Genomic DNA, 25779 nt, shown 5'->3' with positions numbered 1-25779 from the left:
CGTCCGGGATCGCAAGGCGACCCCGGACCGCGCCCTGTCACCGGAAGACGATTTCGAAGGGGGGGAGGACGAGATCGAGGACCCCGTCGGTCAGCGGGGTGCCGTCGCTGGCGCGAAAGACGCGAATGCCCGGTGCGCGTCGCGTGCGATCGGCCAGGTAGAGCTCGCCGCGGTCGTTCAGCTCGATGTCGAAGAGCGTGTAGCCGCTGCTCGTGTGGTGGGTGGCGAGCAGACGCCCGGTGGCGGGGTCGAAGGAGACGAGCGCGTTGGTGAAGCCGGGACGGCTGATGATCGCATAGGCGAGGTGGTCGGAGACGATGGCGAAGTCGGTGATGTCGCCGCCGAGCGCGGCCTCGGTGACGACGAAGCCGCTGGCGGTGCCGGTGCGCAGGTCGACGCGCTCGAGGCCGCCGTCGAGGACGTTGAACTCGCCCGCCTCGGCGATCCACAGCGCGCCGTCGCGCACCGTCAGGCCCTTGGTGGCGGCGAACGGGTTGGCGCCGGTGAGCTCGATGCCGCCGAGCACGCGATCGGTGGCGAGGTCCACGACCGCGAGGGCGCCGTTGGTCGCCGGCAGGCGCAACACCGACTTGATGTCGAGCCGCTGCAGCGACACGTAGAGCCGGTCGCCGACGATCGCCATCTGATCCATGTCCGGAATGCCGTCGGCGTCGGCGAGCGAGGAGAGATCGATGCGGCCGCGGAGGAAGCCGCTGCAGTCGCGCGGCGCCGCGGGATCGACGATCAGCAGCTCGCGTCTCTCGAACAGCGTGACGTACGCCTTGTGGGCGGAGACCACCGCGATGTCGTGTGGGTTGGTGCCGTTGCCGGTCGAGCACTGCAGCCGCGTCCGCAGGCCGTTGGCGGGGTCGAGGACCTGGAGGTTGTCGGCATACAGGCGGTTGAGGACGTAGATCAGGTCCCCGAACCCGCGCGCCACCGCGTCGCGGAAGATGCGCCGCTGCGGCGTCGAGGGCGTCACCGCGCGCGGCGCTGCGAGGGCCACGGTGGCGAACGATCCTTCCTCGAAGGTGCTGGTGACGACGAAGGCCTGGGTGTCCGCCGGGCAGCGCCCGAGCGCATGACCGACGGCGGCCACCAACTCGTCGATGCCCACCGCGCCGTCGCCGTCGCTGTCGAACGCGGCGCAGGCGAGCGGCGCGCGGCCGTCGAGCACCGCGTTGACGCCGATCAGCAGCTCCGCGATCGAGACGGTGCGATCGCGATCGCAGTCGCCGGTGCAGGCCGCCCCCGCCGGGAGGGCGACGAGGAGCAGCAGCAGGCCGCAGATGGCGCGGAGGCGGTCCGCCGCGGTCCGCGTCGTCGCCGCGCCCGTCACAGCGTCACCGTGATGCTGCCGAACAGGGTCAGGCCCGGCAGCGGGAAGTCGCCGAGGTCGCGGATGTCGGCATTGGTGATGTTCGCGGCCTGGAACTGGACGGTCATCCACGGATACGGCTGCAGCGAGGCGCCGACGGTGTGGATCGAGCGGCTCGGCACGGTGATGAAATTGCCCACCGTCGTCGGGTTGGAGCTGATGAACGTGTACTCGTAGTAGGTGCTGGCCCAGGGGACGAAGGCCTCGAGGCGCAGGAACAGCTCGTCGTCGGGGCGCAGCGGAAGCTGGTTGCCATCGGTGTAGTCGCCGCTCCGGTCCTCCGACTGCTGGTGCGTGTAGTTGAGCTGCAGGCCGAGGTGCCGCAGCGCGGCGCCGGCGGCGCTGAGCTCGAGGCCGCGCACCCGCGCCTTGCCGATGTTCATGGCGCGGAACTGGTCCGGGCTCGTCGCCTCGAAGGTGATCAGGTCGTCGTAGTCGGTGTTGAACAGCGCCAGCTCGAGCAGGGCGCGGTCGATCCAGCGCCAGGCTCCGGACGTGGCGGTGGCGCCGACGTCGGCGTTGAGTCCCTTCTCCGGTTTGAGGTCGGCGTTGCCGAGCACGCTGCCGGTGTTGCCGAACAGCTCGGCGAAGTTCGGCGCCCGTTGGAAGTAGCCGACGTTGCCGCGCAGCGCTGCCCAGGGGGTCAGCCGCAGCATGGCGCCGAAACTGGGCGAGACCAGATCGAGGTTGTTGGTCATCGGCGGCGTGTCGGGTTGGTTGGCGAGGTTGACGCCGCTGAAATCGTCCAACAGGTGCTCGTAGCGCAGGCTCGGCACCAGCAGCAGGCGGTCGTCGAACAGACGCGCCTCGTCCTGCGCCGCCAGGGTGACGCGCAGGCGGGTCTGGTCGGGTCCGTCGGCCGGCACGTCGACGGCGGCGCCGTTGTACGGGAAGAACTGCTCGTAGGCCACCTCGTCGAACCAGGACAGCGACTGCTGCCACGGCGTGTACCAGGTGCCGGTGTTGCTGCCGCCCGCCACGGCGGTCTGGTTGTGGGTGTCGTAGGGGCCGAAGTCCTGCGGCGGGCTGAAGAAATTCTGGAAGCTGTAGACGCCGTACAGCGTGCCGGAGGTGTCGACGGCATTCCCCGCCAGCCCCGCCGCGGACAGGCGCAGGTAGGTGAGCGAGCGCAGCTCCTCCAGCGACGGCTGCGTGAACTGGACCGTCGCTGGCCCGGGTACGCCCTGGCTGCGATAGAAGAGCTCCTGCGTGCCATCGAGGCGGAGCCCGTCGCCGAGGTCGCGCCCGGCGCGCGCCAGGCCGCCGACCGCGTCGAACTGGTTGTTGACGCGCGTCGTCTCGCCGTCGTCGGTCGGATTGTCGGGGGTTCCGTTGTCGTTGAAAGAGGTGAAGTTGCCCTTGCTGCCGAGGTAGGTGACGTGGCCCAGCAGGTCGACGCCGTCGACCTGCTGGGTGTGCGAGGCGACGACCTTGCGGGTCTCGAACGAGCCGTAGCCGGCCTGCAGCTCGGTCGACGGGGTGGCCGACGGCGGTTTGGTGATCAGGTTGACGACGCCGCCGATGCCGCCGCCGCCGAAGCCGACCGGGATGGTGCCGCGGTAGACGTCGATGCGCTGCAGGCTGTCGAGGGGCAGGGTCGAGAGATCGACGGTCTGATTCTGCGCCTGCGAGAGCGGCACGCCGTCGAGGTACACCGGCACCTGGTTGGCGGACGAGCCGCGGATCGAGATGGTGGAGAAGGCGCCGAGGCCGCCGTAGCGCTGCACCTGGACGCCGGCCGCCTCCTCCAGCGCGTCGACGGCGGTGTCGAGGGCGCGGTTGCGACTGCCGACGTCGACCTCCGAGACGAAAGCGGTGGGCGCCTTCCGCTCGGCCTCGCTCGGCGGCTCGGCCGTGACCTCGACCTCGGGCAGCAGCACCGCGCCGGCGGGCGGTTCGTCGTCGGCGCGCGCCGCGACGGCGACGAGGAGGAGTCCGGACCCGATCGCGGCGCGCATGTACCGGCTCGCCGCGCGCATCAGCGGGCTCGCGCGATGGCGGCGAGATCGGCCGCGGTGATCAGACCGTCGCCGTTGACGTCCACCTGCGCGCCGGAGGCCACGTCACCGCCACCGGCGTCGTCGCGCCGGTCGCCGTCGCCATCGAAGATCTCGCGCACCAGCCAGGCGCGGTCGGCGTCGTCGACGCGGCCGTCGCCGTCGAGGTCGCCGGGCAGCACGGCGGCGGTGGTCGGCGTCGCCGTGGCGCCGGCGAGCGGCGTCGCGGTGGGCGTGAACGTCGGGGTGACACTGGCCTGGCTGCCGGGATCGCAGGCGTGCAGCGCCGCGATGGCGTCGAGATCGAAGCCGCCCTTGTCGCCCGGCGGGATGCGGTCGCCGGGGTCGGGGATGTCGGGACCGGGGTCGGTGATGCGCACGAAGGCGACCCACGGCAGGCCGACGGCGGCGAGGTCGAAGGCATCGCCGCCGGACACCGTGGGATCGAGCGGGTCGATGCCGTTGTCGGGGTGGCTGAGCACGGGGGTGCGGCCGGCGAGGCCGGAGTGGGTGATCGGGTCGTAGGGCAGGTCGATGAAGGTGGTGCCGTCCTGGCTGACCGAGACGATGCCGTATTCCTCGAACACCGGACCGTCGGGCGTGCCGACGTGGAAGGCGTTCTCGAAGACGGTGAAGTCCGGGCCCGGTCCGTCGCAGATCACGGGCAGATCGAAGCGCAGGGTGATGACGCCGCGGTTGCCGAGCGAGACGACGTCGAGCGACTGCTGCAGCGGGCCGCCGCCGCGCGGCGGGCCGAGGACGATGTCGGGCAGCAGGTCGCTGCCGAAGCCGCCGCCGTCGCCGACCGTGAAGTCGACGACGGCGTCGGCGAACGGATCGCCGGCGGCGCTGACGGCGCTCGCGGCGAGCAACGCCGCCGCGAGCGCCGCGATCAGGTGGCGATGGGTCGGCACGCGCTCACGGAGCCGGCGAGCAGACCAGCTTGACGACGTCCGTGTCGACCCGGCCGTCGCCGGTCCTGGCCTTCACCTTGAGGGTCGCCTTGCCGTCCTTCTTGCCGCCGCCGCTCTGCCCGACCGGCAGGGCATAGCCGTCGCTGAACTGGCAGGTGGTGCCGCCGATCGGCAGCGCCGCGTCGATCGAGCGCGCCAGCGTCGCGATGGCGGCGCTGGCGGGCTTGGCGTCGAGGCGCAGCTCGGCGATGGTGTCGCCGTCGCTGCAGTCGCTGAGGTTGGGGTCGGCGACGTTGAAGCACAGCCCGATCGGGAAGAGGCAACTGTCGTTCACCGTGCCGTCGGCGTCGCAGGCGGCGCCGTCGACGCAGGTGGCGGTCTTGCCGGTCGCCGCGAGGCCGTAGAGCTCGACGGCGCAGTCGCTCTTCGAAGCGCCGCCGCCGGCGAGCAGGCGGTCGATCGGCGTGAAGCGGTGCAGGGACCTGTCCTCGGCGGCGCCGGTGAAGGTGGACGAGAGAATCTGCACCCGATGGGTGAACGGATCGACGGTCATGCCGGATGCGAACGTCAGGCCGCCGGCAAAGGGGACCGAGCTGCCGGTGGCGATGTCGAACGACACGACGTCGGCGCCGAAGTTCCCGGAAGCGAGGAGGCGGCCGTCGCTGTTGAACGCCAGGTCGAGCGACCCGAAGCCGTAGCTCGGGCCGGCGAAGGGCACCGGCGGCAGCGGCGTTCCGGCGGCGGTGTAGCGGCGGACCTGGTTGTCGAAGAACGGCAGGCCGAGGTTCTCGGCGACGAACAGATCGCCGCTGCCCGGCGCCAGGGCGATGCCGCCGGCGTAGGCGAGGCCCGATACCAGGGGGCTCACGCTCGGGCCGGCGGTGATCCTCAGGACCCTGCCGCTGGTGCCGCCGGCCGCATCGCTCACCAGCACGGCGCCGCCGGCGTCGATGGCGACGTTGGCGGCGAACTCGATGCTGTTGGCGGGCAGCAACTCGAGCCCGGCGGCGCCGAGGCCGCTCGCCGTCGAGGCGTTGGGGATGCGGAACACCGTGTCGCCGGTCTGCGCGCCGGTGTTGCCGGCGAACGAGGTGGTGATGCCGAGGTCGGCGTTGTCGGCGTTGTCGGTGACGTACAGCGCGTCGGTGGCCGCATCGTAGGCGCAGTCGGTGATCGAGCTGAAGCCCATCGCCACCAGGCGCAGGTCGCCGGACTCGCGGGCGAGAACGATGGCCTGGGCATTGGCGGTGAAGGTCGCGCCGATGCCGACGAAGGTGCCGCCCGGCCCGGCGGCGATGCAGCCCTGGGTCAGGTTGGCGAGGAGCTGTGTCGAATAGATGTAGCCGGCCGGCGCGGTGACGCCGCCCACCGCCGGACCGGCGAGCACGGCGCCGGCGACGAGCGCGGCGGTGACGGTGCGGAGCTGCTGCATGGTTCCCCCTCCAGAGAAGTGATTGGCGATCGCGATGTCGGAACGCGGGCCTGCGCGGCCCGCGGGCGGAGCATGGGTGGGATGCGCGGCGGATCGCGACCGCCTCGAGAGCGATCGCCGGTGCGGCCGGAGGAGTGCCGCGTGGCCCGTCGGGCCAACAAAAAACCCGGCGACGCATGCGCGTCCCGGGTATGGTTGGGAGAACCTGTCAGCATGATTCTCGTCCCCACACCCCGGAGGACATCGAACTACGCTGCTGAGCCAGGTCTCCTGGCTTCCGGCTTTCTACTGACGGCGCCTTCCCATCCCCTTTCGGGACAGTGGCGAACGTGCCGCGTTCGTTACCGGTTACAGTGGCGGGGGCCGCGCCGGTGTCGCACCGGCTTCCCTCAACTCATCAACGTTGCGTGCTGGCTAGCACGAGCCTTTCGCGCCGGTCAATACATTTGGCCCCATCTGTTGCGCTCGCGGCTCGGCACCGGGAAGGTGACGGGGATGCGACGCGCCTGGCTCATCGCGCTGGTGCTGGCGCTCGCCGCGCCCGTTGCCGCGGCGGCCCCGCAGCGGATCATCTCGCTGGCGCCGTCGGTGACCGAGACGCTGTTCGCGCTCGGCGTCGGCGAGCGCGTCGTCGGGGTTTCCACCTACTGCGACTATCCCGAGGCGGCGACCCACGTCGACAAGGTCGGCACCTTCCTGCAGCCGAATGTCGAGCGCATCCTCGCCAAGCAGCCGGACCTGGTGATCGCGGTGCCGAGCCCCGGCAATCGCGCGCCGGTGGAGCGGCTGCGCGACCTCGGCCTGCCGGTGCTGATCGTCGACCCGGAGCGGATCGCCGAAATCCTCGAGGCCGTGCGCCGCATCGCCGACGCGGTCGGCGAGCCGGAAGCGGGGGCGCGCCTGGTCGCCGACATCGAGCGCGACGTGCGGGCGGTCGAGGCGCGGGTGGCCGGCGTGGAGCCCGTGCGCGCGTTGCTGCTCGTCGGTCGCGCCCCGTTCATCGCCGCCGGTGCCGGCACGTACCAGGACGAGCTCGTCACCCGCGCCGGCGGCACCAACATCGCCGCCGGCAGCGGTCAGCGCTGGCCGAACCTGAGCCTCGAGCTCATCGTCGCGCAGGCGCCGCAGGTGATCATCGATGCCAGCATGGGCAGCGAGGAGGCCGCCGACGGCGCCGCGTCGGTCGCCTTCTGGAGCGACTTCCCGACCATCCCCGCGGTGCGCGACCGGCGCATCCACGGCTATCGCGCCTACGAGCTGCTGCGCCCGGGGCCGCGCGTCGCGCAGACGCTGGCGACGGTCGCGCGCTTCCTCCATCCCGAGCGCTTCGCGTCCGCCGATCCCTGAGCGAGCCTCTACAAATCGCCATCCGACGGTGCTACGAGGCGCCACCATGCGAGCCGCCGTTCTCGAGCAGGCCGAAGCCCCGGTGCGCTACTGCGACGATGTCGAGATCGCGCCGCCGCGCGCCGGGCAGGTGCAGGTGCGGGTCACGCACTGCGGCGTCTGCCACTCCGACCTCAGCATCGTCGACGGCGTGTTCCCGTCGCCGACGCCGATCATTCTCGGCCACGAAGCGGCCGGCATCGTCTCCGCGCTCGGCCCCGACACCACCGGCATCGCGGTCGGCGACGCGGTGGTGCTCAGTCCCATCCCGCCCTGCGGCGCCTGCTACTGGTGCGTCCGCGGCGAGCCCGGCGTGTGCGTGAACGCGACCGCCATCCAGACCAACACGTTCGCCGATGGCAGCACGGGGCTGAGCCGCCGCGGCGAGACGATCTTCCGCGGCGTCGGCCTCGCCGCCTTCGCCGAGTACGTCAACGTGCCGGTATCCGGGGCGGTGAAAATTCCCGGCGGCGTGCCGCCGGAGGTGGCCTGCGTCGTCGGCTGCGCGGTGCAGACGGGAGTCGGCGCGGTGCTCAACACCGCGCGCGTCGAGGAAGGGGCGACGGTGCTGGTGATGGGCCTGGGCGGCATCGGGCTCAGCATCGTCCAGGGCGCGCGCCTGGCCGGCGCGTCGCGCATCATCGCCGCCGATCCGGTCGCGGCGCGGCGGGAAAAGGCCGAGGCGCTCGGTGCCACCGATCTGCTCGATCCGGCCGGAGTCGACGTCGCCTCGGCGGCCTTCACGCTCACCGGCATCGGGGTCGACTACGCCTTCGACGCCGTGGGCCGCGCGAGCCTCATCCAGGCCGGGGTGGCGGCGACGCGCGCCGGTGGCACGACGGTGTGCGTCGGCGCGGCGCCGATCGAGGATGCGGTGACCCTGTCGCCGGCGGCGCTCTTCACGCTCACCGAGAAGAAGGTGGTCGGTTGCGCGCTCGGGAGCTGCAACGCGCTGCGCGACATCCCGCGCCTGCTCAACCTGTATCGCGCCGGCCGCCTCGACCTCGACGCCCTGATCACCGCTCGCCGCCCGCTGGCCGAGATCAATGCGGCGATGGACGATCTGCGGGCCGCGCGAGGCGTGCGCACGGTGCTGCACTGCTCGTGACGAGCGGTTCCCCCGATCGCGGGTCGCGCGCGCGCGTCGGATCGGGGGCTCGTCCACGGACGGACGCGAATCGGCGAACGGGGATGCGCGTGCCCGACACCCATCTCACTCCGGCGCGCTTCCGGCGCGTGCTCGCGGCGCTGCTGGCCATCCTCGTCGCCGCCATTCTGCTCAGCGCGCTCATCGGCAGCGAGTCGATCGGGTTGGCGCGGGCGGTCGCCGACGCCGGGGTCGACCGCACCATCCTCTTCCGCATCCGCCTGCCGCGGGCGCTGCTGGCGACGGTGGTCGGCGCGGCGCTGGCGACCGCGGGGACGGTGCTGCAGGCGCTGTTGCGCAACCCGCTCGCCGACCCGCACATGCTCGGCGTCTCCGGCGGCGCCGCGGTCGGCGCGGCGGCGATGCTGATGCTCGGCGGCAGCGGCGCGCTGCCGGCGGTGCTGGTGCCGATCGGCGCCTTCGCCGGCGGCCTGCTGGCGATGGTGATCGTGTATCGGGTGGGCAGCGTCAACGGCCGCTTGCAGCCGTACATGTTCCTGCTCGCCGGCGTGGTCACCAACGCCTTCTGCGGCGCGCTGATCATGGCGCTGAACGCGCTCGCCGACTTCTTTCAGGCGCACGGCATCCTCTTCTGGCTGCTCGGCAGCCTGCAGACGCAGAGCTATGCGCTGGTCGCCGCCAGCGCCGCCTACGTGCTGGTCGGCCTCGCCTGGTTGACCCTGCACGCGCGGCGGTTCAACGCCATGAGCCTGGGCGAGGAGAGCGCGGCGCAGCTCGGCGTCGATGTCGGCCGCGTGCGCCGCACCGCCTTCGTCGTCTCGTCGCTGCTGGTCGGCGCGGCGGTGTCGGTGAGCGGCATGATCGGCTTCGTCGGTCTCATCGTGCCGCACATCACGCGCCTGTTGATCGGCGCCGATCATCGGCTGCTGCTGCCCGCCTCGGCGCTCACCGGCGCCATCTTCCTGCTGCTCGCCGACACCGTCGCGCGCAGCGTCGGCGGCGGCATGGAGATCCCGGTCGGCGTCGTCACCGCCCTGTGCGGCGGGCCCTTCTTCGTCTACCTGCTGCGGCGCGAGGGGGGGCGCGGTGTCGAGTGACGCGGCGCTCGCCCTCGCGGGCGTGACCTTCGGCTACGGCGCCGAGGCGGTGGTGCGGGACGTCTCCTGCGCCGTGGCGCGGGGCGAATTCGTCGGCGTGATCGGGCCGAACGGTTCGGGCAAGTCGACGCTGCTCAAGCTGATGAGCGGCTACCTGCGGCCGTGGCGCGGCAGCGTGGCGATCGAGGGACGGGAGGCGGCGCGCCTGTCGCGCGCCGCCCTCGGGCGCGTCGTCGCCGTCGTGCCGCAGGACACTGCGGTGACGCTGCCGTTCACCGTCATGGAGATGGTGCTGCTGGGCCGCACGCCGCACGGCTCCGGCTTCGCCTTCGAGGGCGAGCGCGATCTGGCGGCGGCGCGGCGGGCGATGGAGCGAACCGAGACCCTGGCGCTGGCGGGACGTCGCGTCACCGAGCTGAGTGGCGGCGAGCGCCAGCGGGTGATCCTCGCCCGCGCCCTGGCGCAGGAGCCGCGCATCCTGCTGCTCGACGAGCCCGCCGCCTTCCTCGACATCCGCCACGAGGTCGAGATGTACGACCTGCTGCGCGACCTGCAGCGCGCCGGCATGACCGTGGTGAGCGTGCTGCACGACCTCAACATCGCCGCGCTGTACTGCGATCGGTTGATCCTGCTCGCCGGCGGCGCGGTGGCCGGCGACGGCACGCCGGCGCAGGTGATCACCTACGCGACGCTGACCGCCGTCTACGGCACCGAGGTCTACGTGGCGATGAACGACGTCACCGGGGCGGTGAACGTGCTGCCGCTCAGCCGCGAATACCGCGAGCGGTTGCGCAGAGAGTTCGGCTGAGAAGCAGCGCGGCGCTACGCGCGTTGGCGATGCGGCTCGGCCTCGTCCGGCGCCGCCATCGCCGGGCTCGACGTCAGGTCCTCCATCTCGCCGCCGGAGCCGACCTCGAAACGGTGTCCGCTCCACACCACGGTATTGCCGGCGAAGGCGGCGAACCAGACCGCCGTGACGAACAGGTCCTTGGGTGCGACCAACGCCAGCGCCGCCAGGCCGTGGTCGGTCTTGAGATGCGTCCACGCCATGCGCGCCGCGGCGGTGTAGCGCAACGCCAGCAGGCCGCCGCTCGCCAGGCAGCTCAGCGGACTGAAGCCGTTGAGCAGGACGTTGAGCAGGGCCCAGAAGGTGCCGTGGGTGAGGATGCTGCCGAAGTAGCCGCCGGGGCGGTTCACCCGGTAGGTGCGCGCCCAGCGCACCTGGTGGTCGTAGAGCCGCCGCCAGCTCCCGACCGAGAGCACCGTGTCGACGACCTCGGTGCTGAGCTCGTTGACGTAGCCGCGCTGGAAGGCGCGGTAGCCGATCTCGTAGTCGTCGGCGAGCAGGTTGGCGATCGGCAGGAAGCCGCCGATCTCGTCCAGCACCTCGCGACGCATCGCGATCGTGGCGCCGAAGGCGTAGCTCGCCTTTTCCACCTTGCGCGCCAGCATGACCAGGTTGGCGAAGTCGGTGTTGATGAACAGCGACTCGATCAGCGTCGGCAGGCCGCCGGTGTTGACGGCCCGGTAGAGGCAGGTGGAGACGCCGACCCGGCGGTCGCGCAGCGGTTCGACGACGCGCGTCAGGTACTCGGGTCCGACCCGGATGTCGCTGTCGGCGAGCACGATGACGTCGTGCCTGGCGTGGCGATACATGTTGTGGAGGTTGGAGACCTTGTAATTGGTGCCGTAGACGCGGCCATCGATCACCAGGCTGAGGGCGACGTGGGGGAAGTCGCGCTGCAGCCGGCGCACCACCTCGATCGCCGGGTCGTCCGCCGCGGCGACACCGCAGATGATCTCGAACTCGGGGTAGATCTGCCGGCAGAAGGTGGCGAGGTTCTCGTACAGCTCGACGTCGACGCCCTTGAGCGGCTTGAGAATGGTGACCGGCGGCTGAAACAGCGGGTGGACGACGGGGCGGGGGCGGAAGAACTGGCGCGCCGACCAGATCTCGATGACGTAGAAGATGGCCGAGGCGACCAGCCCGAGTGCGATCGGAAACTGCAGCAACCCGACACTCAGCAGTGACTCCATCTCCACTCCACCCCCTTGACCGGCCGGTCAGGTACGGGTCCAAAAAATCGCCCACCGAAGCGGGCGTTTTGTGCGTTGCGGATGTTCGGGTTCCTACCGCTGACCGCCTGGCGAGTCAATCGGAGCCGGGCGCTGCGGCGCCGCCCTCGGCGTCAGAGCGGGCCCTGGCCGATGCGCCGTTCGGGGCTCTCGGGATCGGCGATGTGGGCGGCGGCGCGCAGGGCGAGGGCGATCAGGGTGAGGGTCGGGTTGTAGCCCGAACCGGTCGGCATGACGCCGCCGTCCATGCAGTGGAGGTTGTCGAAGCCGTGGAAGCGGCCGTAGGCGTCGGTCACGGACTCGTCCGGCGTGCTGCCCATGCGCAGGCCACCGAGGACGTGACGGCTGCGCGGCGGTCCGCTGCTCGGGTCGATGAAGCCGAACTGGGCGCCGGCGAGGCGCATGATCTCGACCAGCTTCGGTTTGTAGAACTCGGCCGCGTCGAGCTCGAAGCGGTGGTTGGCGTAGGTCAGGCGCACGACCGGCAGGCCGAAGACGTCGCGCACGTCGGGGTCGAGATCGACCCGGTTGGTCGCCTGCGGGGCGTCCTCGGCCTGGACGATCATCACCGCGATGTGGGCGTGGAACGGGCTCTCGACCAGGAGCTGCTTGAGGGTCACGTTGCGGATGCTGGGGATGTTCGCGGCGACGTCGAGCGCCTGCTTCGACGACTTGGCGGTGCTGATCGGCTCCGACGACGTGCCGAACTCGACGATGCCGGCCAGCGGCCGGCCGTCCGGATGCAGGGCGGTGCCGCCCTCGGCGACGCCGCGGAAGTCGGAGATGCCGTTGGTCACCGCCTGGCCGCGCTCGCCGTGGATGCGCTGTTTGAAGATGCCGACGCCGTTGGTCTGGTAGTGGAAGAGCATGTGCCGGCCGAGGTGGTAGGCCGGCCCGTCGCCCAGCGCGAGATCGGAGAGCAGCGCCAGGCGCACGCTCTCCATCGCGCTGGCGGCGAGGATCACGTGGTCGCCGCTGGCGGTGCGGACGGCGCCGCTGGGGTCGACGTACTCGACGGCGCTGACGCGGCGCCCCGCGGCGAGGAGTCGGCGCACGTGGCAGTTGAAACGCAACTGGCAGCGGCCGCTCAGCAGCGCGGCGCGCAGCGTCGTCACCGCGGCCGAGCTCTTGGCGTTGTTCGGGCAGCCGAAGCCGGAGCAGAAGCCGCAGTTGACGCAGGGCGGCCGCTGCAGCGCCGGCGCCGCCGGATAGGGGCGGGAGTTGATCGCCGCCGGATAGTGGAAGGGCGTGTAACCGGCCTGCCGCGCCGCCGCCGAGAGCAGCCGGCCGACGTACATCTCCGGCGACGGCGGCATCGGGTACGGCCCCGAGCGCCACGAGGCGAACGGATCGTCGCCGGCGATCCCCGCGACGCCGGTGATGCGTTCCGCCTCGGTGTACCAGGGCTCGAGCTCGTCGTAGGTCAACGGCCAGTCGATGAAGCTGGCGTCGGCGGGCAGGCGCCCGGCCTCGCTGAGCGCCGACGCGAGGCGGAAGTCGACGTCGTTGAAGCGCGGGTACTTCATGTCGGCATGGACGGTGGTGCCGCCGACGGTGCGGTTGAGGATGTTGACGTCCTCGTTCGGCTGCGCGGCGACGGCATCCGTGACGCGGAAGGTGCGCGGCTCGAGGATCGGGTCCTGGCGGTCGAACAGCCGGACCGCCGCCTTCAGCTCGTCGTTGCCGTAGCGCGGCACCGGCATGCCGGGCGCCGGGTCGTCGAGGCCGGGAAAATTGTTGTCCCCGGCTTCGAGGATCAGCGCGTTCTTGCCGGCGCTGGTGAGCACGTAGGCGGCGGCGGAGCCGCCGGCGCCGCTGCCGACGATCACGGCGTCGAAGCGGTCGAGGCTGGTGTTGCCGAGCACGTTGGGGACGGCGGAGGACTGGCCCATCGGTCACTCGTCGAAGCAGAACGGTGTGGGGAATTCGGTCGCGCCAGCGAGCTGTACCAGCACGACGCGCAGGAACTGCGTCATGCCGGGGCTGAAGCCGCTGCACGGATCGTCGGGATCGAGGCGCGAATTCGGCTTGTCGGGACGCTCGCGGTAGTCGCCGATCGTCTCGTCGAAGATGGTGTAGCCGAGCGGCTGGCTGTCGCCATCGAAGCCGACCAGCGTCCAGCCGGCGAGGTCGCGATTGCCGCCGTACTCGGGCGCGCACAGCATGCCCTCGATCGTGTGGTCGACGAGCAGGTCGTAGAACGGGCGCAGTTGACGCTTGAGCTTCGCGATCACCGCGTCCTGCTGGGCCGGGGCGAGCTGGGCGAACGGCGCGCCGTAGTCGGCGGCGCTGATCGACGCCACCAGCGCCAGGCCATCGCGGTAGCGGGCGCGCAGGTCCACGTCGGCGAGCGTCCGGGCCAGGGGGTTGTCGCGCACCTCGGGGACGGCGTCGGCACCGAGCAGGCGCACGGTCCAGGCCAGCCGCTGCAGTCGGCTCAGCGGCAGCGCGCTGGCGAAGGCGTTGGCCGGGAAGTCGTTCGACGGCGTGCCGGTGCGGGCATCGGGGTACGGGTTGCGATCGCTGAATGGCCCGCCGGCGAAGATCGGCCGCCCCGCGAACGCCGGGGGGCCGGCGAGCACCGGGCCGCCGAAGAGCGAGGCCACCGTCGTCGCGCGGTCGCCGTCGTCGACCACGCCGTCGCCATTCGCGTCGGCGTTGGGATCGGACCCGCCGGTGGCGAGCCCGACGGCGGTGAGGTCGGCGGCGCTCACCCGGCCGTCGGCATTGGCGTCGGCGCCTGGGAAGGCGGAGAGCAGCCCCTGGACGTAATCCGCGACCCCGCATTCGCGCGCGCCGGGTTGACCGTCGTCCGCCGACACCAGGCGCGCCGTCAGCGCTTCGACGGCGCGGTACTGCTCGTCGCTGAGGAAGCCGGCCAACGGCGCCGGCGCCGTGGCGCCGGCGCGGCGCGCCCAGCGCGGCGCGAGCAGGGCGCCCGAGGCGACGGCAACGCCCTGCAGGAAGCGACGCCGGCGCACGGCGATGCGAAAGAGCTCGTCGATCCCGGGCATGATGCTCGCAGAGCTATCCGCGTCCCTGCGCTTTGGCAAATGTCGTCGCCGGCCGCGCCGTCCGGCGCGGATCCGGACAGGACGACGGCGCGCGGCGTGGATTGACCCCCGCGCGCGCCTTCCGATAGACAAACAGCCGTTTCACCACCGGCGGCACGGACACGCCACAGCGGGAGATCGAACCGATGACGGACGAGGAATTCGAAGCGAAGGTGAAGTCGCTCACGTTCTGGAGCGGCAAGAACAGCATGACGCTCGAGGACATGGCGACCATCCAGCCCGGTCTGGCGCGCCTCATGCCCGAGGTCGGCGCGCGCACCTGGAAGCTGTATTACGCCGCCAAGGCGGAGAACTGGCCGATGGCCAAGTTCCAGTACAAGGAGATCCGCGGTCTGATGGAGCTCGGCGCCTTCATGCGGCCGAAGCACGAGGAGGCGCTGAACCAGTTCCTGGAAGAGAACTGGAAGCCGCTCGAGACCGCGATCGAAAAGAAGGACTTCGCCGCCTTCGAAGCCGCGTTCCACTCCGCGATCGACATGGCGAACGCCTACCACGAGCTGAAGGAGAAGCCCTACATCCGTTGGCAGCTTCCCGACGCGCCGCCGCCCGACCTCGACATGACGCCGCGCGGTGGCGGCAAGAAGTGATCAGCTCGCGCTCGAGCGATTGAGAAAGGCGGGCCGCAGACGCAGCAACCGGCGTCGCGGTCCCGCCGGTCGCTCCAGCGTCGCCGGCGCGGCGGGCGCCGGCGGCGCCGTCGCGGCGGCGATCTCGCTGCCATTGCCATTGCCGTTGGCATCGTGCGCGTGCGGCGCATCCTCCCAGACGATCTGCCGGTAATCGAAGCGCGGATCGCCGAGGTGGTTGAACTTCACCACCTCGAAGTAGGGCGACAGGTCGAAGTCGCGCGGCGTGATCACCGACGTGTTGGCGCGCCGGAAGCGGACCGCCGGCAAACCGCTGTGGTAACCCATCCAGCGCCGCCACCACGGGCCGGGCGCGCCGGCGTCGATCAGCACCACCTCGGGCAGGATCGGATAGCCGACGCGCGCGAAGGCCTCGGCGATCATGGTCGAGCAGATCGCCGCCCGTCCCGAGCGCGAGCCGCCGAAGGCGAGCGCGGCGCGCCGCCAGCGCCGCGGCACCAGGCTCACCGGGAAGAAGAAGCGCGCCAGCTCGAAGAGGTGGCGGACGTTGTAGCGCACGCCGAGGTGGTCGATGACGTGGCTCATCACCGCGTCCACGTCCTCGCGATGCAGCCCCTGCGGTCGGCAGATGCGGATGTTGTAGCGCTCGTACTTGGCGAGCGGGCTGACGACGACGCCGTCGCCGGCCTCGGCCTCGATGAGCAGGTGCTGGGCGGCGTCGCCGAAGCGAGCCCGCAGCTCGTCGGCGCGCGCCGGGTCGCGCTGCAGCAGCTCGTCGCCGACGTACAGCGCGCAGTGCGACCACGAGCTCTGCGTCAGGTAGCGGATCACCTGGCTGATGCGCTGGTCGCCCTCGACCAGCAGCACGTCGCCCTTGCGCAGCGTGCGCTGCAGCGTGTCGACGTTGTTCGGGACGCGCTGGACGTAGGTGGCGAGCGGCTGGGTGAGGAGCCGAGTGCACTCGGCGATCAACCAGCGCCGCAGCTTGCGGATGGGCTTCGAGGCGACCATCGCGTCCCCATGCTATCGGCCGGCAATTCGATTGTCGCCTGAGAAATGCGCCGCCCGCGCCCCGCCCCGCCCGCCGCCGCCGTGCGGCGCTTCCAGCGCCTCCTGCTGGCCTGGTACCGCGCCAACGGCCGCCGATTGCCGTGGCGGCGGACCCGCGATCCGTATCGGATCCTGGTCTCGGAGGTGATGTTGCAGCAGACCCAGGTGGAGCGGGTGAAGGGATTCTACCGGCGTTTCGTCCGCCAGTACCCCTCGTTCGCCGCCCTGGCGGCGGCCGACGAACCGCAGGTGCGCGAAGCCTGGGAGGGGCTCGGCTACTACGCCCGCGCCCGCAACCTGCAGCGCACGGCGCGCATCGTCGTCGCGGAGCATGCGGGTCGCCTGCCGGCGGACGCGCAGCGCATCCGCGCGCTGCCCGGCATCGGCCGCTACACCGCCGGGGCGGTGCTCAGCATCGCCTTCGGCCGGGACGAGCCGATCCTCGACACCAACGCGGCGCGGGTGCTGCAGCGCTGGTTCGGGATCCGCGTCCGCGGCGGCAAGGCCGTGTTGCACCGCCGTCTGTGGGATCTCGCGGCCCAGGTCACGCCCGCCGGCGCCGCCGGCGACTTCAACCAGGCGATCATGGACCTCGGCGCCACCATCTGTCAGGCGCGCCGCGCCGACTGTCCCGCCTGCCCGGTGCGCCGCGGTTGCGCGGCGCGGAAGACGGACCGCGGATAGGGACGACCACGCTCGACCCGCGGCGCCCGGCCGTCGGCCGCGTTCGGCTGACGCCCGACCGCGGGTGGCTGACGGCGTTGCCCGTTCTACGCGATGTCGTCCCGGCGGAGGATGTCGACGAACTTCTCCGCCGCCGGCGATAGGTGGCGGCCGCGCTTGTGGATGATGCCCAGCGGCCGCAGGAGCGTCTCGTCGGTGAGCCGCACGACCTTCAGCAGCCCGTGCTCGACCTCGAGGCGGATGGCCGGCAGGGGCACGATGGCGACGCCCTGGCCGATCTCCACCGCCCGCTTGATGGTCTCGATGTTGTCGAACTCGGCCGCGTAGTGGACGTTCACGTGGTGGTTGCGCAGCATCTGGTCGGTCGCCTTGCGGGTGGCGATGTCGCGCTCGTAGCCGACCATCGTCTCGCCGTCGAGCCGCGAGACGGAGATCTTCTTGGCGTTGGCGAGCGGGTGCTGCGGCGCGCAGGCGAGCACCAGATGGTCCTCGCGCAGCGGCGTGATGATGATCTGCGGGTGCTTCTGCGGGTAGGCGACGATGCCGAGGTCGATCTGCTGCGCGATGACGTTCTCGTAGATCTTGTTCGGCCGCGAGTACTCGACGTGGACGTTCACCTCCGGGTAGTTGCGCAGGTACTCCTTCAGGTACGGCGGCAGCTCGTGCAGGCCGACGCTGTAGACGATGGCCAGCCGCAGGTGGCCGCCGACCACCGCGCAACTGTGCTGCAGCTCGGCCTCGACGTCCTGGAAGCGGTCGATGATCTCGCGGCTCGTCCGGTACAGGATGGCGCCCTGCGGCGTCGGCTTGGCGCCGCCGCGGCTGCGCTCCAGCAGCTTGCACCGGTACTTGGCCTCGAGGGCCCGCAACTGCTGGCTGACCGCGGACTGGGTGATGAAGTTCTGCGAGGCCGCCAGGGAGAAGCTGCCCGTCTCGACCACGTCGCAAAAGACTTTCAAGGTCTCGATATGCATAAACGTTGCTAATCCTAGGCGCCGACATCCGAGAGTCAAGCCAACGTGCGGCGTCCGCGGGTGGGAGGGAGACGCGACGGCGGAGCGCGAGCGGCGACCCGCGCGGCGAGCGGACTGGTCGTTCCGCGGCGATTGCGCGCCCGCCGCGGATCGGGTCACTATCCGCAGCACACGGAGGCCGCATGACGCCGACGACGCTGCATCACTGCTCGATCCGCGTGGCGAATCTGGCGCGCGCCATCGCATTCTATGAAGGGGTGCTCGGGCTGCGCCCGCTGCCGCGTCCGGACTTCGGGATCCCGGGCCGCTGGTACGGGATCGGCGGTGGGCAGTTGCACCTGATCGAGGGCGCGCCGCCGCCGCCGGCGCTCGATCCCAGCGGCCCGCACTTCGCCCTCGCGGTCGACGATCTCGCTGCGGCGCGCCGCGAGCTGGCCGACCTCGGCATCGCGACGCTGGATCCGGGCGGCAATCAGCTCTGGCTCCAGGACCCCGACGGCAACGTCATCGAGCTCACCGATGCGCCGCGCTGACGGCCGTCACGACGGCGGCGGGGCGAGAGCGCGCTCGATCTTCTCGAGGTCCCAGAGCAGGAGGGCGCCGGTGAGCACCACCGGACCGTCGGCGCCGACGCGGACGTAGACGCCGGTGGCCGGCGGGTTGCGGGCGCCGACCAGCAGCACCAGCGGTGGCGCGCCGCTTCGCGTCAGCTCGATCGAGGCCTGCGGCGGATCGAGCCCGTGATCGCGCAGGGTGTCGGGCGCGACCTCGATCGGCATGATCTCGGCGAGCGCCGCGAGGTCGTGCAGGAAGTCGTTCATGTCGGTGGCCCTGCCGGCGCCCGACCAGCCGTCGGCGGTGCGTTCGGCGCGCCACTCCTGGGTGCCGCGGCGGACCGTGATGGCGGTGATGCCGGCGGCATCGAACGCCAGCAGTCGCTTCACCAGATCGGCCGGCGGCGGCTCCTGCGGCTCTTCGAAGATGGCGCTCCACGAGCCGTCCGTCCGGCCGGCATTCACATCGTGGTAGAGGTACGCCGCGGCGGCGACCACCACGACGAGCAGCGCCACGGTGCCGCGCCAGCCCACCTCAGCGTCCTCCGCGCTGGCGCAGGCGGCGGACGCCGACCAGCGATCCGATCAGCAGCGCGGCCAGCGGCATCACCAGCACCGAGGCCCAGAACACGGTGCGGCTCTCGGCGGCGGTGAGCGAGATCGGCGACAGCGTTCCACCCGGCTGGCTCTTGCGCCGCACCGCCACCAGCGCCGGGTCCTCGGCCAGCACCGCGATGGCGCTGAGGATCAGGTCGCGGTTGCCGAGCAGATCCAGGTAGAAGTTGGTCGCGAAGTCGGAGTCGCCGAACACCATCAGTTGGCCCGGAGGCGCGTCCGCGGCCTCGGGTGCGAACGTGGCGAGGACGCCGACCGAGAGCGGCCCCGGGTGATCGACCTCGCGCCGGAAGCGCGGCTCGCCCTCGGGCGGCGTGACGGTGTCGGCCATCGCCCAACTGTCGGGGCTGGTGGCGGCGATCGAGGTCACGGTGATGCCGGGGGGACGGTCGTCGCCGAGCGGGCCGACCGGGCGCGCCAGCGACAGCACCGCCGGCGAGGTCAGGGCGTTGTGGAAGGTCTCGGCGCGGAAGCGCAGCACCTGCGGCATGAAGCTGTCGGCGCCGACGAAGCGGTTCTGCTCGTCGACGATGAGGTCGCGCCTGGCCTCGATGCCGACGCCGCGCAGGAAGTCGATCACCGAGGGGGGCGCATCGGGATCGACCAGCAGGAGCACGCGCCCGCCGCCGCGCAGGTAGCCGAGCAGCGCATCCGCTTCGCCCGGGAGCAGGTCCTTGGAGGGGCCGGCGAGCACCAGCACCGTGCAGTGCGTCGGCACGCCCTGGCGCGGCAGGGTGCGCAGGACGTCGACGCCGAAGCGCTCGCGCGTCAGCGCCCGGCCGAGCTCGGAGTAGCCGGCGCGCTCGTCGGTGTCCTCCGGGCTGCGCTCGGCGTGCCCGGTGAGGAAGCAGACGGTGCGCTGCCGGGCGCGGCTCAGGCTGAGCAGGGCGGCGGTGAGCTCGGCTTCGTCGATCGAGCGCAGGCGGATGAGGTCGTCACCGGCTTCGAGGACGCCGCTGTTGTAGCTCGACACGTTGTACTTGCCGGCCAGCGCCGGCGAGCGGTCGAGATCGACCAGACGGTAGGTGAAGTCCGGCGCCGCCACCGCGAACTGCTCGAGCAGATCGTTCATGTCGCGCCGGCTGTCGGCGCTCTGGCTGTTGTAGAAGGCGGTGACGCGCAGCGGCCGGTCGAGGCCGGCGGCGACCTGGCGGGCGCTTCCCGACAGCTCGAAGGTCTTGGCCGGCGTCAGGTCGAAGCGCTGGTTGTGGCGCGTCGCCAGCAGCTCGAGAACGATCAGCAGGACGAGGACGAGCGCGACCTGGACGCCGAGCTGCAGCCAGCCGCGCAGCGACGGCGACAGCAGCGGACGCGCCGCCATGTCAGCGCACCCCCCGCCAGCTCCGGGTGGCGAGCGACTGCCAGGTGAGGAAGAGGAAGAAACCGGTGAAGAGGACGAAGAAGACGACGTCGCGGGTGTCGATGACGCCGCGGGTGAAGTTGAAGAAGCGGTCGAACAGCGAGACGCCGAGCAGCCAGCGCATGATGTCGTGCGTCGCCGCCTCCTCGTTCCAGGTGATGAACCAGAACAGGACGATGATGCCGTAGGTCACCATGGCGCTGACCACCTGGTTCTCGGTCAGCGAGGAGACGAAGAGGCCGCAGGCGATGAAAGCGGCGCCGAGCAGCACCATGCCGAGATAGCCGGCGAGCACCGGCGGCACGTCGAACGCGTGGTAGTGGTGGAAGACGACCGGTCCCGCCGCGGTCGGCAGCAGCATGGCGAGGTAGAAGAGCAGGGCGGCGAGGAACTTGCCGAGCACGATCTCGCCGTCGCGCACCGGATACGTCCACAGCAGCTCCATGGTGCCGAGCTTCTTCTCCTCGGCGAGCAGCCGCATGGTGAGCAGCGGCAGGATCAGCATCGCCACCATGCGCATGTCGAGGAAGACGAACTGCCACAGGCCGGTGGCGAGCGTGAAGCCGCCGAAGAGGATGAAGAAGATGAGGTCGCTGTAGAAGAAGTACCCGCTCAGCACGAGGAAGACGGCGAGCAGGACGTAGGCGGCGACCGACCCGAAGTAGGCGGACAGCTCGCGCCGGCAGATGACCAGCAGCTTCATCGTCGCGTCACGTGCCGCGCGCCGCCGTGTCTGCCGCCGGCGCGTCGGACGGGCTGGCGACCAGGGCGAGGAAGATCTCCTCGAGGGTCAGCGTCTTGGGGCGCAGCTCGCGCAGGCCCCAGCCGCGGCCGACGACGGCGGCGGCGAGATCCTCGCGCAGGTCGCGGTCGGGATCGGCGCTGACGAGGGCGTGCGTGCCCTCCCCCGGCAGCGCGTCGACGGCTCGCACCCCGGGCACGGCCAGCAGGGCCGGCAGCACCTCGGCTGGCGGGCCGTGCACCTCGACGACGACCTGGGCGACGCGGCGGACGCGGCGGTTGAGGTTGGCGGGGGTGTCGAGGGCGAGGACGCGGCCGCGGTGGATGATGATCACGCGATCGCAGGTGGCCTCGACCTCGGGGAGGATGTGGGTCGAGAGGATCACCGTGCGCTCGGCGCGCAGGTCGCGGATGAGGCCGCGCATGTCGGCGACCTGCTCGGGATCGAGGCCGGCCGTCGGCTCGTCGAGGATGAGCACGCGCGGCGCGCCGACCAGGGCCTGGGCGATGCCGACGCGTTGGCGGAACCCCTTCGACAGGGTGCCGATCAGGCGGTCGGCGACCGGTTCGAGGCTGCAACTCGCCATCGCCGCCGCGGCGTCGCGGCGCGCGTCGCGCCGGTGCCGGCCCTTCATCTCGCCGACGTAGCGCAGGTAGTGCTGCACCGTCATGTCGAGGTAGACCGACACCCGTTCCGGGAAGTACCCGACCAGCGTCCGCGCCCGCAGCGCGTTGCGCGCCGTGTCGTGCCCGTCGATCCGCACCCGTCCGTGAGTGGGGGGGAAGACGCCGGCGAGGATCCGCATGGTGGTGGTCTTGCCGGCGCCGTTCGGTCCGAGGAACCCCACGATCTCGCCGCGCGCGACCTCGAACGACACGTCCTCGATGGCGGTGAAGGCGCCGAAGCGCTTGGTCAGTCGCTCGGCGGAGATCATGGCTCGGTCGGCATCGATCGGAGGTGAGCGGCCGCACCCGGTGGCCGCTCCGCATCCTAGTCGAGGGGCGGAATGGGCTCAAACCGCGATCGGACGGAGGGCTTTTTCCGCCTCCGCGCGACGCCTAGAATGCGGCCATGTCGGCCGCAGGATGGAGGGGCGCGGGCGCGGCGCTCGGACTGACGCTGCTCGCGCTGTCGGGCTGCTCGACGGTTCCGTACACCAATCGCAGCCAATTCATGATGATGGCGGAATCCGACGATCTGAGGCTCGGCGCCGCCGCGTACCAGCAGGTGTTGAAGAAGGAGAAGATCGTCCGCGATCCGCGGATCACCGCGCCGGTGCAGGAGGTCGGGCGCCGCATCGCCGCCGCCGCCGACAAACCGGAGTACCAGTGGGAGTTCACGGTCATCGACGATCCCAAGCAGGCGAACGCGTTCTGCCTGCCGGGCGGCAAGGTCGCGGTGTACACGGGGATCTTTCCGATCGCCAAGGACGAGGCTGGCCTGGCGACGGTGATCGGGCACGAGGTGGCGCACGCCCTGGCGCGGCACGGCGCCGAGCGCATGAGCACCGGCATGGCGCTGCAGGCCGCCGGAGCCGCGGTGGCCATCGCCTCGGGCGGCCAGAGCGCGGCGACCCAGCAGGCGATCATGACGGCCTACGGGCTCGGCGCCCAGGTCGGCGTCGCGCTGCCATTCAGCCGCTCGCAGGAGTCGGAAGCGGATCGCATCGGTCTCATCCTGATGGCCAAGGCGGGCTACGACCCCGAGGCAGCGCTCGGACTGTGGCAACGGATGGAGCAGAATTCGGGCGGCAAGGGGCCCCCGGAATGGCTCTCGACCCACCCCGCGGAGGGGACGCGCCAGGACGACATCCGCGGCTGGATCGCCGAGGCGCGGCAGTACTATCGGCCGCCGCCGGCCCCCGACGCCATGCTGCCGGCGATCGCCGGCACGGGCGGCGGCAGCAGTGGGCGCGGCAGCGCGACGGACGAGCCCAGGTTCCGCTGACCGCCGCCCGCCTTGCCGCGCGCCGGCCGCGATCGGCAGGAGCCGTGCGGGTCGCGGCTACGGCTCGTCCTCGTAGTCGGCCGGACGGGTCGGCGACGGCGGCGTGCGCAGGTGCAGGAACACCGAGATGCCGACGTAGTAGGCGGGGAAGAGCAGGGTGCCCACGCTCAGCAGGCGCGATGGCGCCGGAAACTGCGCCAGCATCCAGAAGACGCAAGCGCCCCAGACGGCCCCGAGCGCGTAGGTGGTCTTCTGCGCCGTGCGCATGCGGCTCGGGTAGAGGTAGCGGATGGGCACGAAGACCAGCACCGCGAAGACGATCAGCACCAGGGCATTCACCCAGGCCGGCCAGCCGAGGACGAACAGGTAGAGCGCGACGACGTTCCAGTACGACGGAAAACCGGTGAAGAAGTGGTCCGGCGTCTTGGCCGCCGCCTGGCAGAAACCGTAGCCGCTGGCGAGCAGCGGCAGTGCCGCGGCGATCAGCGCGCAGGCGTGATCCGGGAGCAGGCCGGCGCGCAGCACGAGGACGATCGGAACGAAGACGTAGTTGAGGTAGTCGATGATGTCGTCGAGCTTCGAGCCGTCGAACTGCGGCAGGACGTGCTTGACGCGCGCCCGCCGCGCCAGCGTGCCGTCGGTGCAGTCGACGAACATGGCGATGGCCATCCACAGGAAGGCGGCGCCGAAGGCATCGCGCATCACCGCGTCGAGCGCCAGCAGCGCCAGCACCGCGCCGCTGCCGGTGTACAGGTGCACGCCCCAGGCGCGCAGGCGTGCGCCGGGCTCGTGGAGTGCGGGTTCCGCCATCGTCGGCCGTCGTGTCGGCGGCGCTCTCCTAGCAGGTTGTCGCGCCGCCATGCCACGTCGCTGCGCCGCCTTTACTCCCCAGGGGGTCGATGCTAGCGACCCCACTGTCATGAGATCGCGCCTCCGTCTGCTGGTCGGCATCGCGCTGGTCGCGACGATCGGCGGTGGGGTCTGGCTCCTCTGGCGCGACGCCGCCGCGCGGCGTGCCGCCGAGCGCGCGGCGACGCCGGTCGAGGTGCTGCCGGACGTCTCCCAGCGCATCCAGAACTTCCACCGCGTCAAGGTCGAGAACGGCCGCAAGGTCTGGGAGGTGGAGGCGCGCGACGCACAGTACAGGGAGGGGGAGGGCGTCGTGAGCGTCATCGATCCCGTGGTCGCGCTCTACCTCGCCGACGGGCGTGAGGTGTCGTTGCGCGGCACGACCGGCACCGTGTTTCTCGACGGCCGCGAGCTGAAGCGGGTCGACGTCGAGGGCGCGATCGCCGTGCGGCTCGGCGACTACGCATTGAGCACCGATCGCGCCAGCTACGAGGTCGCGACCGATCTGGTGACCGCGCCCGGCTCCGTGCACATCACCGGCGGCGGCCTCGACATCGTCGGCCAGCACATGGAGGTCGAGGTCGGCGCCCAGCGTCTGCGCCTCGCCGAACAGGTGCGCGTCGTCCTGCAGCCGGCGACCTGAAGCGAGCCCCGATGCGGCTCCTCATTGCGGCCCTCGTCTTCCTGGGGGCGACTGCCAGCGCTCGCGCGCAGGACGCGCCCGGGGCGCCGCCGCGCATGGACGGGTTGCTCGGCAACTTCTCCCTCGGCGGCAACCGCGGCCCGGTGAACGTCGCGTCGGACCAGATGGAATTCGACTACAAGACGATGGTGCTCACCTACCGCGGCAACGTCCTGGTCACCCAGGCCGACATGACGTTGCGCGCCGACACCCTGACCGTGACGCTGGCGAAGGACGGGCCGCAGCGCGCCAAGGAGGTCGTCGCCGAGGGCAATGTGCAGATCGACGCCGGCGAGCGGCACGCGTCCGGCGGCCGGGCCGTGTTCGACGACGCCAAGCGGACGGTCACCCTCAGTGACGACGCGCGGCTGAGCGACGGTCCGAACGAGGTCGCCGGCGACCGCGTCGTCGTCTTCATCGACGAGCAGCGCAGCGTCGTCGAGGGCGGCCCCGAGCGGGTGCGCGCCGTCCTCTACCCGCCCACCCAGCGACCCAACGAGGGGGCAGAACCGCGCCATGGCCGCTGACGGACATCGCCCCAGCGGGCTGCTGCGCGCCGAAGGGTTGACCAAGCGCCTGGGCGGGCGCGACATCCTCGGCGGCGTCAGCGTCGAGGTGCGCGGCGGCGAGGTGGTCGGTCTGCTCGGACCGAACGGCGCCGGCAAGACCACCACGTTCTACTGCGTGGTCGGCCTGCTGCGGCCGGACGGCGGCACGGTGTCGCTGAACGGCGTCGACGTCACCCGCGAGCCCATGTACCGCCGGGCGCGCATCGGCATCGCCTACCTGGCGCAGGAGCCGTCGGTGTTCCGCCGCCTGACCGTCGAGGAGAACCTGCTGGCGATCCTCGAGACCCTGCCGCTCTCGCACGAGGAGCGCAGCGAACGCCTGGCGCAGTTGCTCGAGGATCTGAGCATCGCCCACCTCGCCAAGAGCCCGGCCTACACGCTCTCCGGCGGCGAGCGCCGCCGGGTGGAGATCTCGCGCGCGCTGGTGACGTCGCCGACCTTCATGCTGCTCGACGAGCCGTTCGCCGGCATCGATCCGATCGCCGTGCTCGACATCCAGTCGATCATCACGCAATTGCGCGCGCGCGGCATCGGCATTCTCATCACGGATCACAACGTTCGAGAAACGCTTGGAATTTGTGACCGAGCGTATATCCTCAGCGGCGGAGTCATTCTGGAAGAAGGCACACCGGAAGTGATCGCGGCGAGCCGTCGGGCCCGCGAACTGTACCTGGGAGAGGGGTTCAGCCTATAACGCTCCGTCG

At 71.3% G+C, this 25779-nt stretch carries 25 protein-coding genes and 1 riboswitch; of the genes, 11 read left to right on the top strand and 14 right to left on the bottom strand.

The window, feature by feature from the left end; genetic code table 11:
• Positions 1 to 37: 37 nt before the first annotated feature.
• Genes KF840_17330 through KF840_17315 form a run of 4 tightly spaced genes read right to left on the bottom strand, consistent with a single transcriptional unit; the run spans position 38 to position 5721 of the window.
• Positions 38 to 1339 (bottom strand): hypothetical protein, encoded by a 1302-nt coding sequence (locus tag KF840_17330; protein ID MBX3026670.1) that lies wholly within the window; start codon positions 1337 to 1339, stop codon positions 38 to 40.
• A complete protein-coding gene (locus KF840_17325) occupies positions 1336 to 3336 on the bottom strand; it encodes a TonB-dependent receptor (GenBank protein MBX3026669.1) in 2001 nt (666 codons plus the stop codon). Before KF840_17325 ends, KF840_17330 begins: the two co-directional genes overlap by 4 nt.
• Before the next feature lie 20 nt (positions 3337 to 3356).
• Positions 3357 to 4289 carry a hypothetical protein gene (locus KF840_17320; protein MBX3026668.1) on the bottom strand — a complete coding sequence of 311 codons (933 nt, stop codon included), beginning with the start codon at positions 4287 to 4289 and terminating at the stop codon, positions 3357 to 3359.
• Between the two features lie 4 nt (positions 4290 to 4293).
• Positions 4294 to 5721, bottom strand: coding sequence for a hypothetical protein (locus KF840_17315; protein MBX3026667.1), 1428 nt, complete (start codon positions 5719 to 5721; stop codon positions 4294 to 4296).
• A gap of 242 nt (positions 5722 to 5963) precedes the next feature.
• Positions 5964 to 6154, bottom strand: a riboswitch (cobalamin riboswitch).
• A 62-nt stretch (positions 6155 to 6216) separates the two neighbouring features.
• Here KF840_17315 and KF840_17310 point away from each other — a divergent pair.
• The 4 genes from KF840_17310 to KF840_17295 all read left to right on the top strand — a co-directional run bounded on the left by KF840_17310 (position 6217) and on the right by KF840_17295 (position 10120).
• On the top strand, positions 6217 to 7068 hold the full coding sequence (locus KF840_17310; protein ID MBX3026666.1) for an ABC transporter substrate-binding protein: 852 nt from the start codon (positions 6217 to 6219) through the stop codon (positions 7066 to 7068).
• A 46-nt stretch (positions 7069 to 7114) separates the two neighbouring features.
• On the top strand, positions 7115 to 8215 hold the full coding sequence (locus KF840_17305) for a Zn-dependent alcohol dehydrogenase (GenBank protein ID MBX3026665.1): 1101 nt from the start codon (positions 7115 to 7117) through the stop codon (positions 8213 to 8215).
• A gap of 83 nt (positions 8216 to 8298) precedes the next feature.
• Entirely contained in the window at positions 8299 to 9312 is a 1014-nt protein-coding gene (locus KF840_17300; protein MBX3026664.1) for an iron ABC transporter permease, read from the top strand.
• On the top strand, positions 9302 to 10120 hold the full coding sequence (locus tag KF840_17295; protein ID MBX3026663.1) for an ABC transporter ATP-binding protein: 819 nt from the start codon (positions 9302 to 9304) through the stop codon (positions 10118 to 10120). Before KF840_17300 ends, KF840_17295 begins: the two co-directional genes overlap by 11 nt.
• Before the next feature lie 14 nt (positions 10121 to 10134).
• Here the strand turns inward: KF840_17295 and hpnI are convergent, their stop codons facing one another.
• The 3 genes from hpnI to KF840_17280 form a co-directional block, all read right to left on the bottom strand.
• Positions 10135 to 11349, bottom strand: coding sequence for a bacteriohopanetetrol glucosamine biosynthesis glycosyltransferase HpnI (gene hpnI / locus KF840_17290; GenBank protein ID MBX3026662.1), 1215 nt, complete (start codon positions 11347 to 11349; stop codon positions 10135 to 10137).
• A 152-nt stretch (positions 11350 to 11501) separates the two neighbouring features.
• On the bottom strand, positions 11502 to 13280 hold the full coding sequence (locus tag KF840_17285; GenBank protein MBX3026661.1) for a GMC family oxidoreductase: 1779 nt from the start codon (positions 13278 to 13280) through the stop codon (positions 11502 to 11504).
• A 3-nt stretch (positions 13281 to 13283) separates the two neighbouring features.
• Positions 13284 to 14402 (bottom strand): gluconate 2-dehydrogenase subunit 3 family protein, encoded by a 1119-nt coding sequence (locus tag KF840_17280; protein ID MBX3026660.1) that lies wholly within the window; start codon positions 14400 to 14402, stop codon positions 13284 to 13286.
• Positions 14403 to 14587: 185 nt separating this feature from the next.
• On the opposite strand from KF840_17280, the gene KF840_17275 reads away from it, so the two are divergent.
• Positions 14588 to 15049: a hypothetical protein gene (locus KF840_17275; GenBank protein ID MBX3026659.1), complete on the top strand. Its 462-nt coding sequence runs from the start codon at positions 14588 to 14590 to the stop codon at positions 15047 to 15049.
• Here KF840_17275 and KF840_17270 read toward each other — a convergent pair whose 3' ends face one another.
• The gene (locus tag KF840_17270; protein ID MBX3026658.1) at positions 15050 to 16060 is read right to left on the bottom strand and encodes a lipo-like protein; all 1011 of its coding nucleotides are present in this window, start codon (positions 16058 to 16060) and stop codon (positions 15050 to 15052) included.
• Between the two features lie 45 nt (positions 16061 to 16105).
• Here KF840_17270 and KF840_17265 point away from each other — a divergent pair, with 45 nt between their 5' ends.
• Entirely contained in the window at positions 16106 to 16783 is a 678-nt protein-coding gene (locus KF840_17265) for an A/G-specific adenine glycosylase (protein MBX3026657.1), read from the top strand.
• 86 nt (positions 16784 to 16869) lie between these two features.
• Here KF840_17265 and KF840_17260 read toward each other — a convergent pair whose 3' ends face one another.
• Positions 16870 to 17757 (bottom strand): LysR family transcriptional regulator, encoded by an 888-nt coding sequence (locus KF840_17260; protein ID MBX3026656.1) that lies wholly within the window; start codon positions 17755 to 17757, stop codon positions 16870 to 16872.
• 182 nt (positions 17758 to 17939) lie between these two features.
• Here KF840_17260 and KF840_17255 point away from each other — a divergent pair, with 182 nt between their 5' ends.
• The gene (locus KF840_17255) at positions 17940 to 18290 is read left to right on the top strand and encodes a VOC family protein (protein ID MBX3026655.1); all 351 of its coding nucleotides are present in this window, start codon (positions 17940 to 17942) and stop codon (positions 18288 to 18290) included.
• Positions 18291 to 18296: 6 nt separating this feature from the next.
• Here the strand turns inward: KF840_17255 and KF840_17250 are convergent, their stop codons facing one another.
• Genes KF840_17250 through KF840_17235 form a run of 4 tightly spaced genes read right to left on the bottom strand, consistent with a single transcriptional unit; the run spans position 18297 to position 21962 of the window.
• A complete protein-coding gene (locus KF840_17250) occupies positions 18297 to 18845 on the bottom strand; it encodes a hypothetical protein (protein ID MBX3026654.1) in 549 nt (182 codons plus the stop codon).
• 1 nt (position 18846) lies between these two features.
• Entirely contained in the window at positions 18847 to 20247 is a 1401-nt protein-coding gene (locus KF840_17245) for a GldG family protein (GenBank protein ID MBX3026653.1), read from the bottom strand.
• 1 nt (position 20248) lies between these two features.
• Positions 20249 to 20989, bottom strand: a complete 741-nt coding sequence (locus KF840_17240; protein ID MBX3026652.1) for an ABC transporter permease subunit — start codon at positions 20987 to 20989, stop codon at positions 20249 to 20251.
• 7 nt (positions 20990 to 20996) lie between these two features.
• The gene (locus KF840_17235; protein ID MBX3026651.1) at positions 20997 to 21962 is read right to left on the bottom strand and encodes an ABC transporter ATP-binding protein; all 966 of its coding nucleotides are present in this window, start codon (positions 21960 to 21962) and stop codon (positions 20997 to 20999) included.
• Between the two features lie 137 nt (positions 21963 to 22099).
• On the opposite strand from KF840_17235, the gene KF840_17230 reads away from it, so the two are divergent.
• Positions 22100 to 22975, top strand: a complete 876-nt coding sequence (locus tag KF840_17230) for a M48 family metallopeptidase (protein ID MBX3026650.1) — start codon at positions 22100 to 22102, stop codon at positions 22973 to 22975.
• 57 nt (positions 22976 to 23032) lie between these two features.
• Here the strand turns inward: KF840_17230 and KF840_17225 are convergent, their stop codons facing one another.
• Complete coding sequence (locus KF840_17225; protein MBX3026649.1) at positions 23033 to 23785, bottom strand: CDP-diacylglycerol O-phosphatidyltransferase; 753 nt, start codon at positions 23783 to 23785, stop codon at positions 23033 to 23035.
• A gap of 109 nt (positions 23786 to 23894) precedes the next feature.
• Between KF840_17225 and lptC the strand changes: the two genes are divergently transcribed.
• Genes lptC through lptB form a run of 3 tightly spaced genes read left to right on the top strand, consistent with a single transcriptional unit; the run spans position 23895 to position 25769 of the window.
• On the top strand, positions 23895 to 24467 hold the full coding sequence (lptC, locus tag KF840_17220; protein MBX3026648.1) for an LPS export ABC transporter periplasmic protein LptC: 573 nt from the start codon (positions 23895 to 23897) through the stop codon (positions 24465 to 24467).
• Between the two features lie 11 nt (positions 24468 to 24478).
• Positions 24479 to 25033, top strand: a complete 555-nt coding sequence (gene lptA, locus KF840_17215; GenBank protein ID MBX3026647.1) for a lipopolysaccharide transport periplasmic protein LptA — start codon at positions 24479 to 24481, stop codon at positions 25031 to 25033.
• Entirely contained in the window at positions 25023 to 25769 is a 747-nt protein-coding gene (gene lptB / locus KF840_17210; protein MBX3026646.1) for an LPS export ABC transporter ATP-binding protein, read from the top strand. Before lptA ends, lptB begins: the two co-directional genes overlap by 11 nt.
• Positions 25770 to 25779 lie beyond the last annotated feature (10 nt).

The sequence above is a fragment of the bacterium genome (assembly GCA_019637795.1).
Lineage (GTDB): Bacteria > Desulfobacterota > Binatia > HRBIN30 > CADEER01 > JAHBUY01.
The sequence above is the reverse complement of the archived record's forward strand: the minus strand, read 5'-3'. Positions and strand labels throughout refer to the sequence as shown.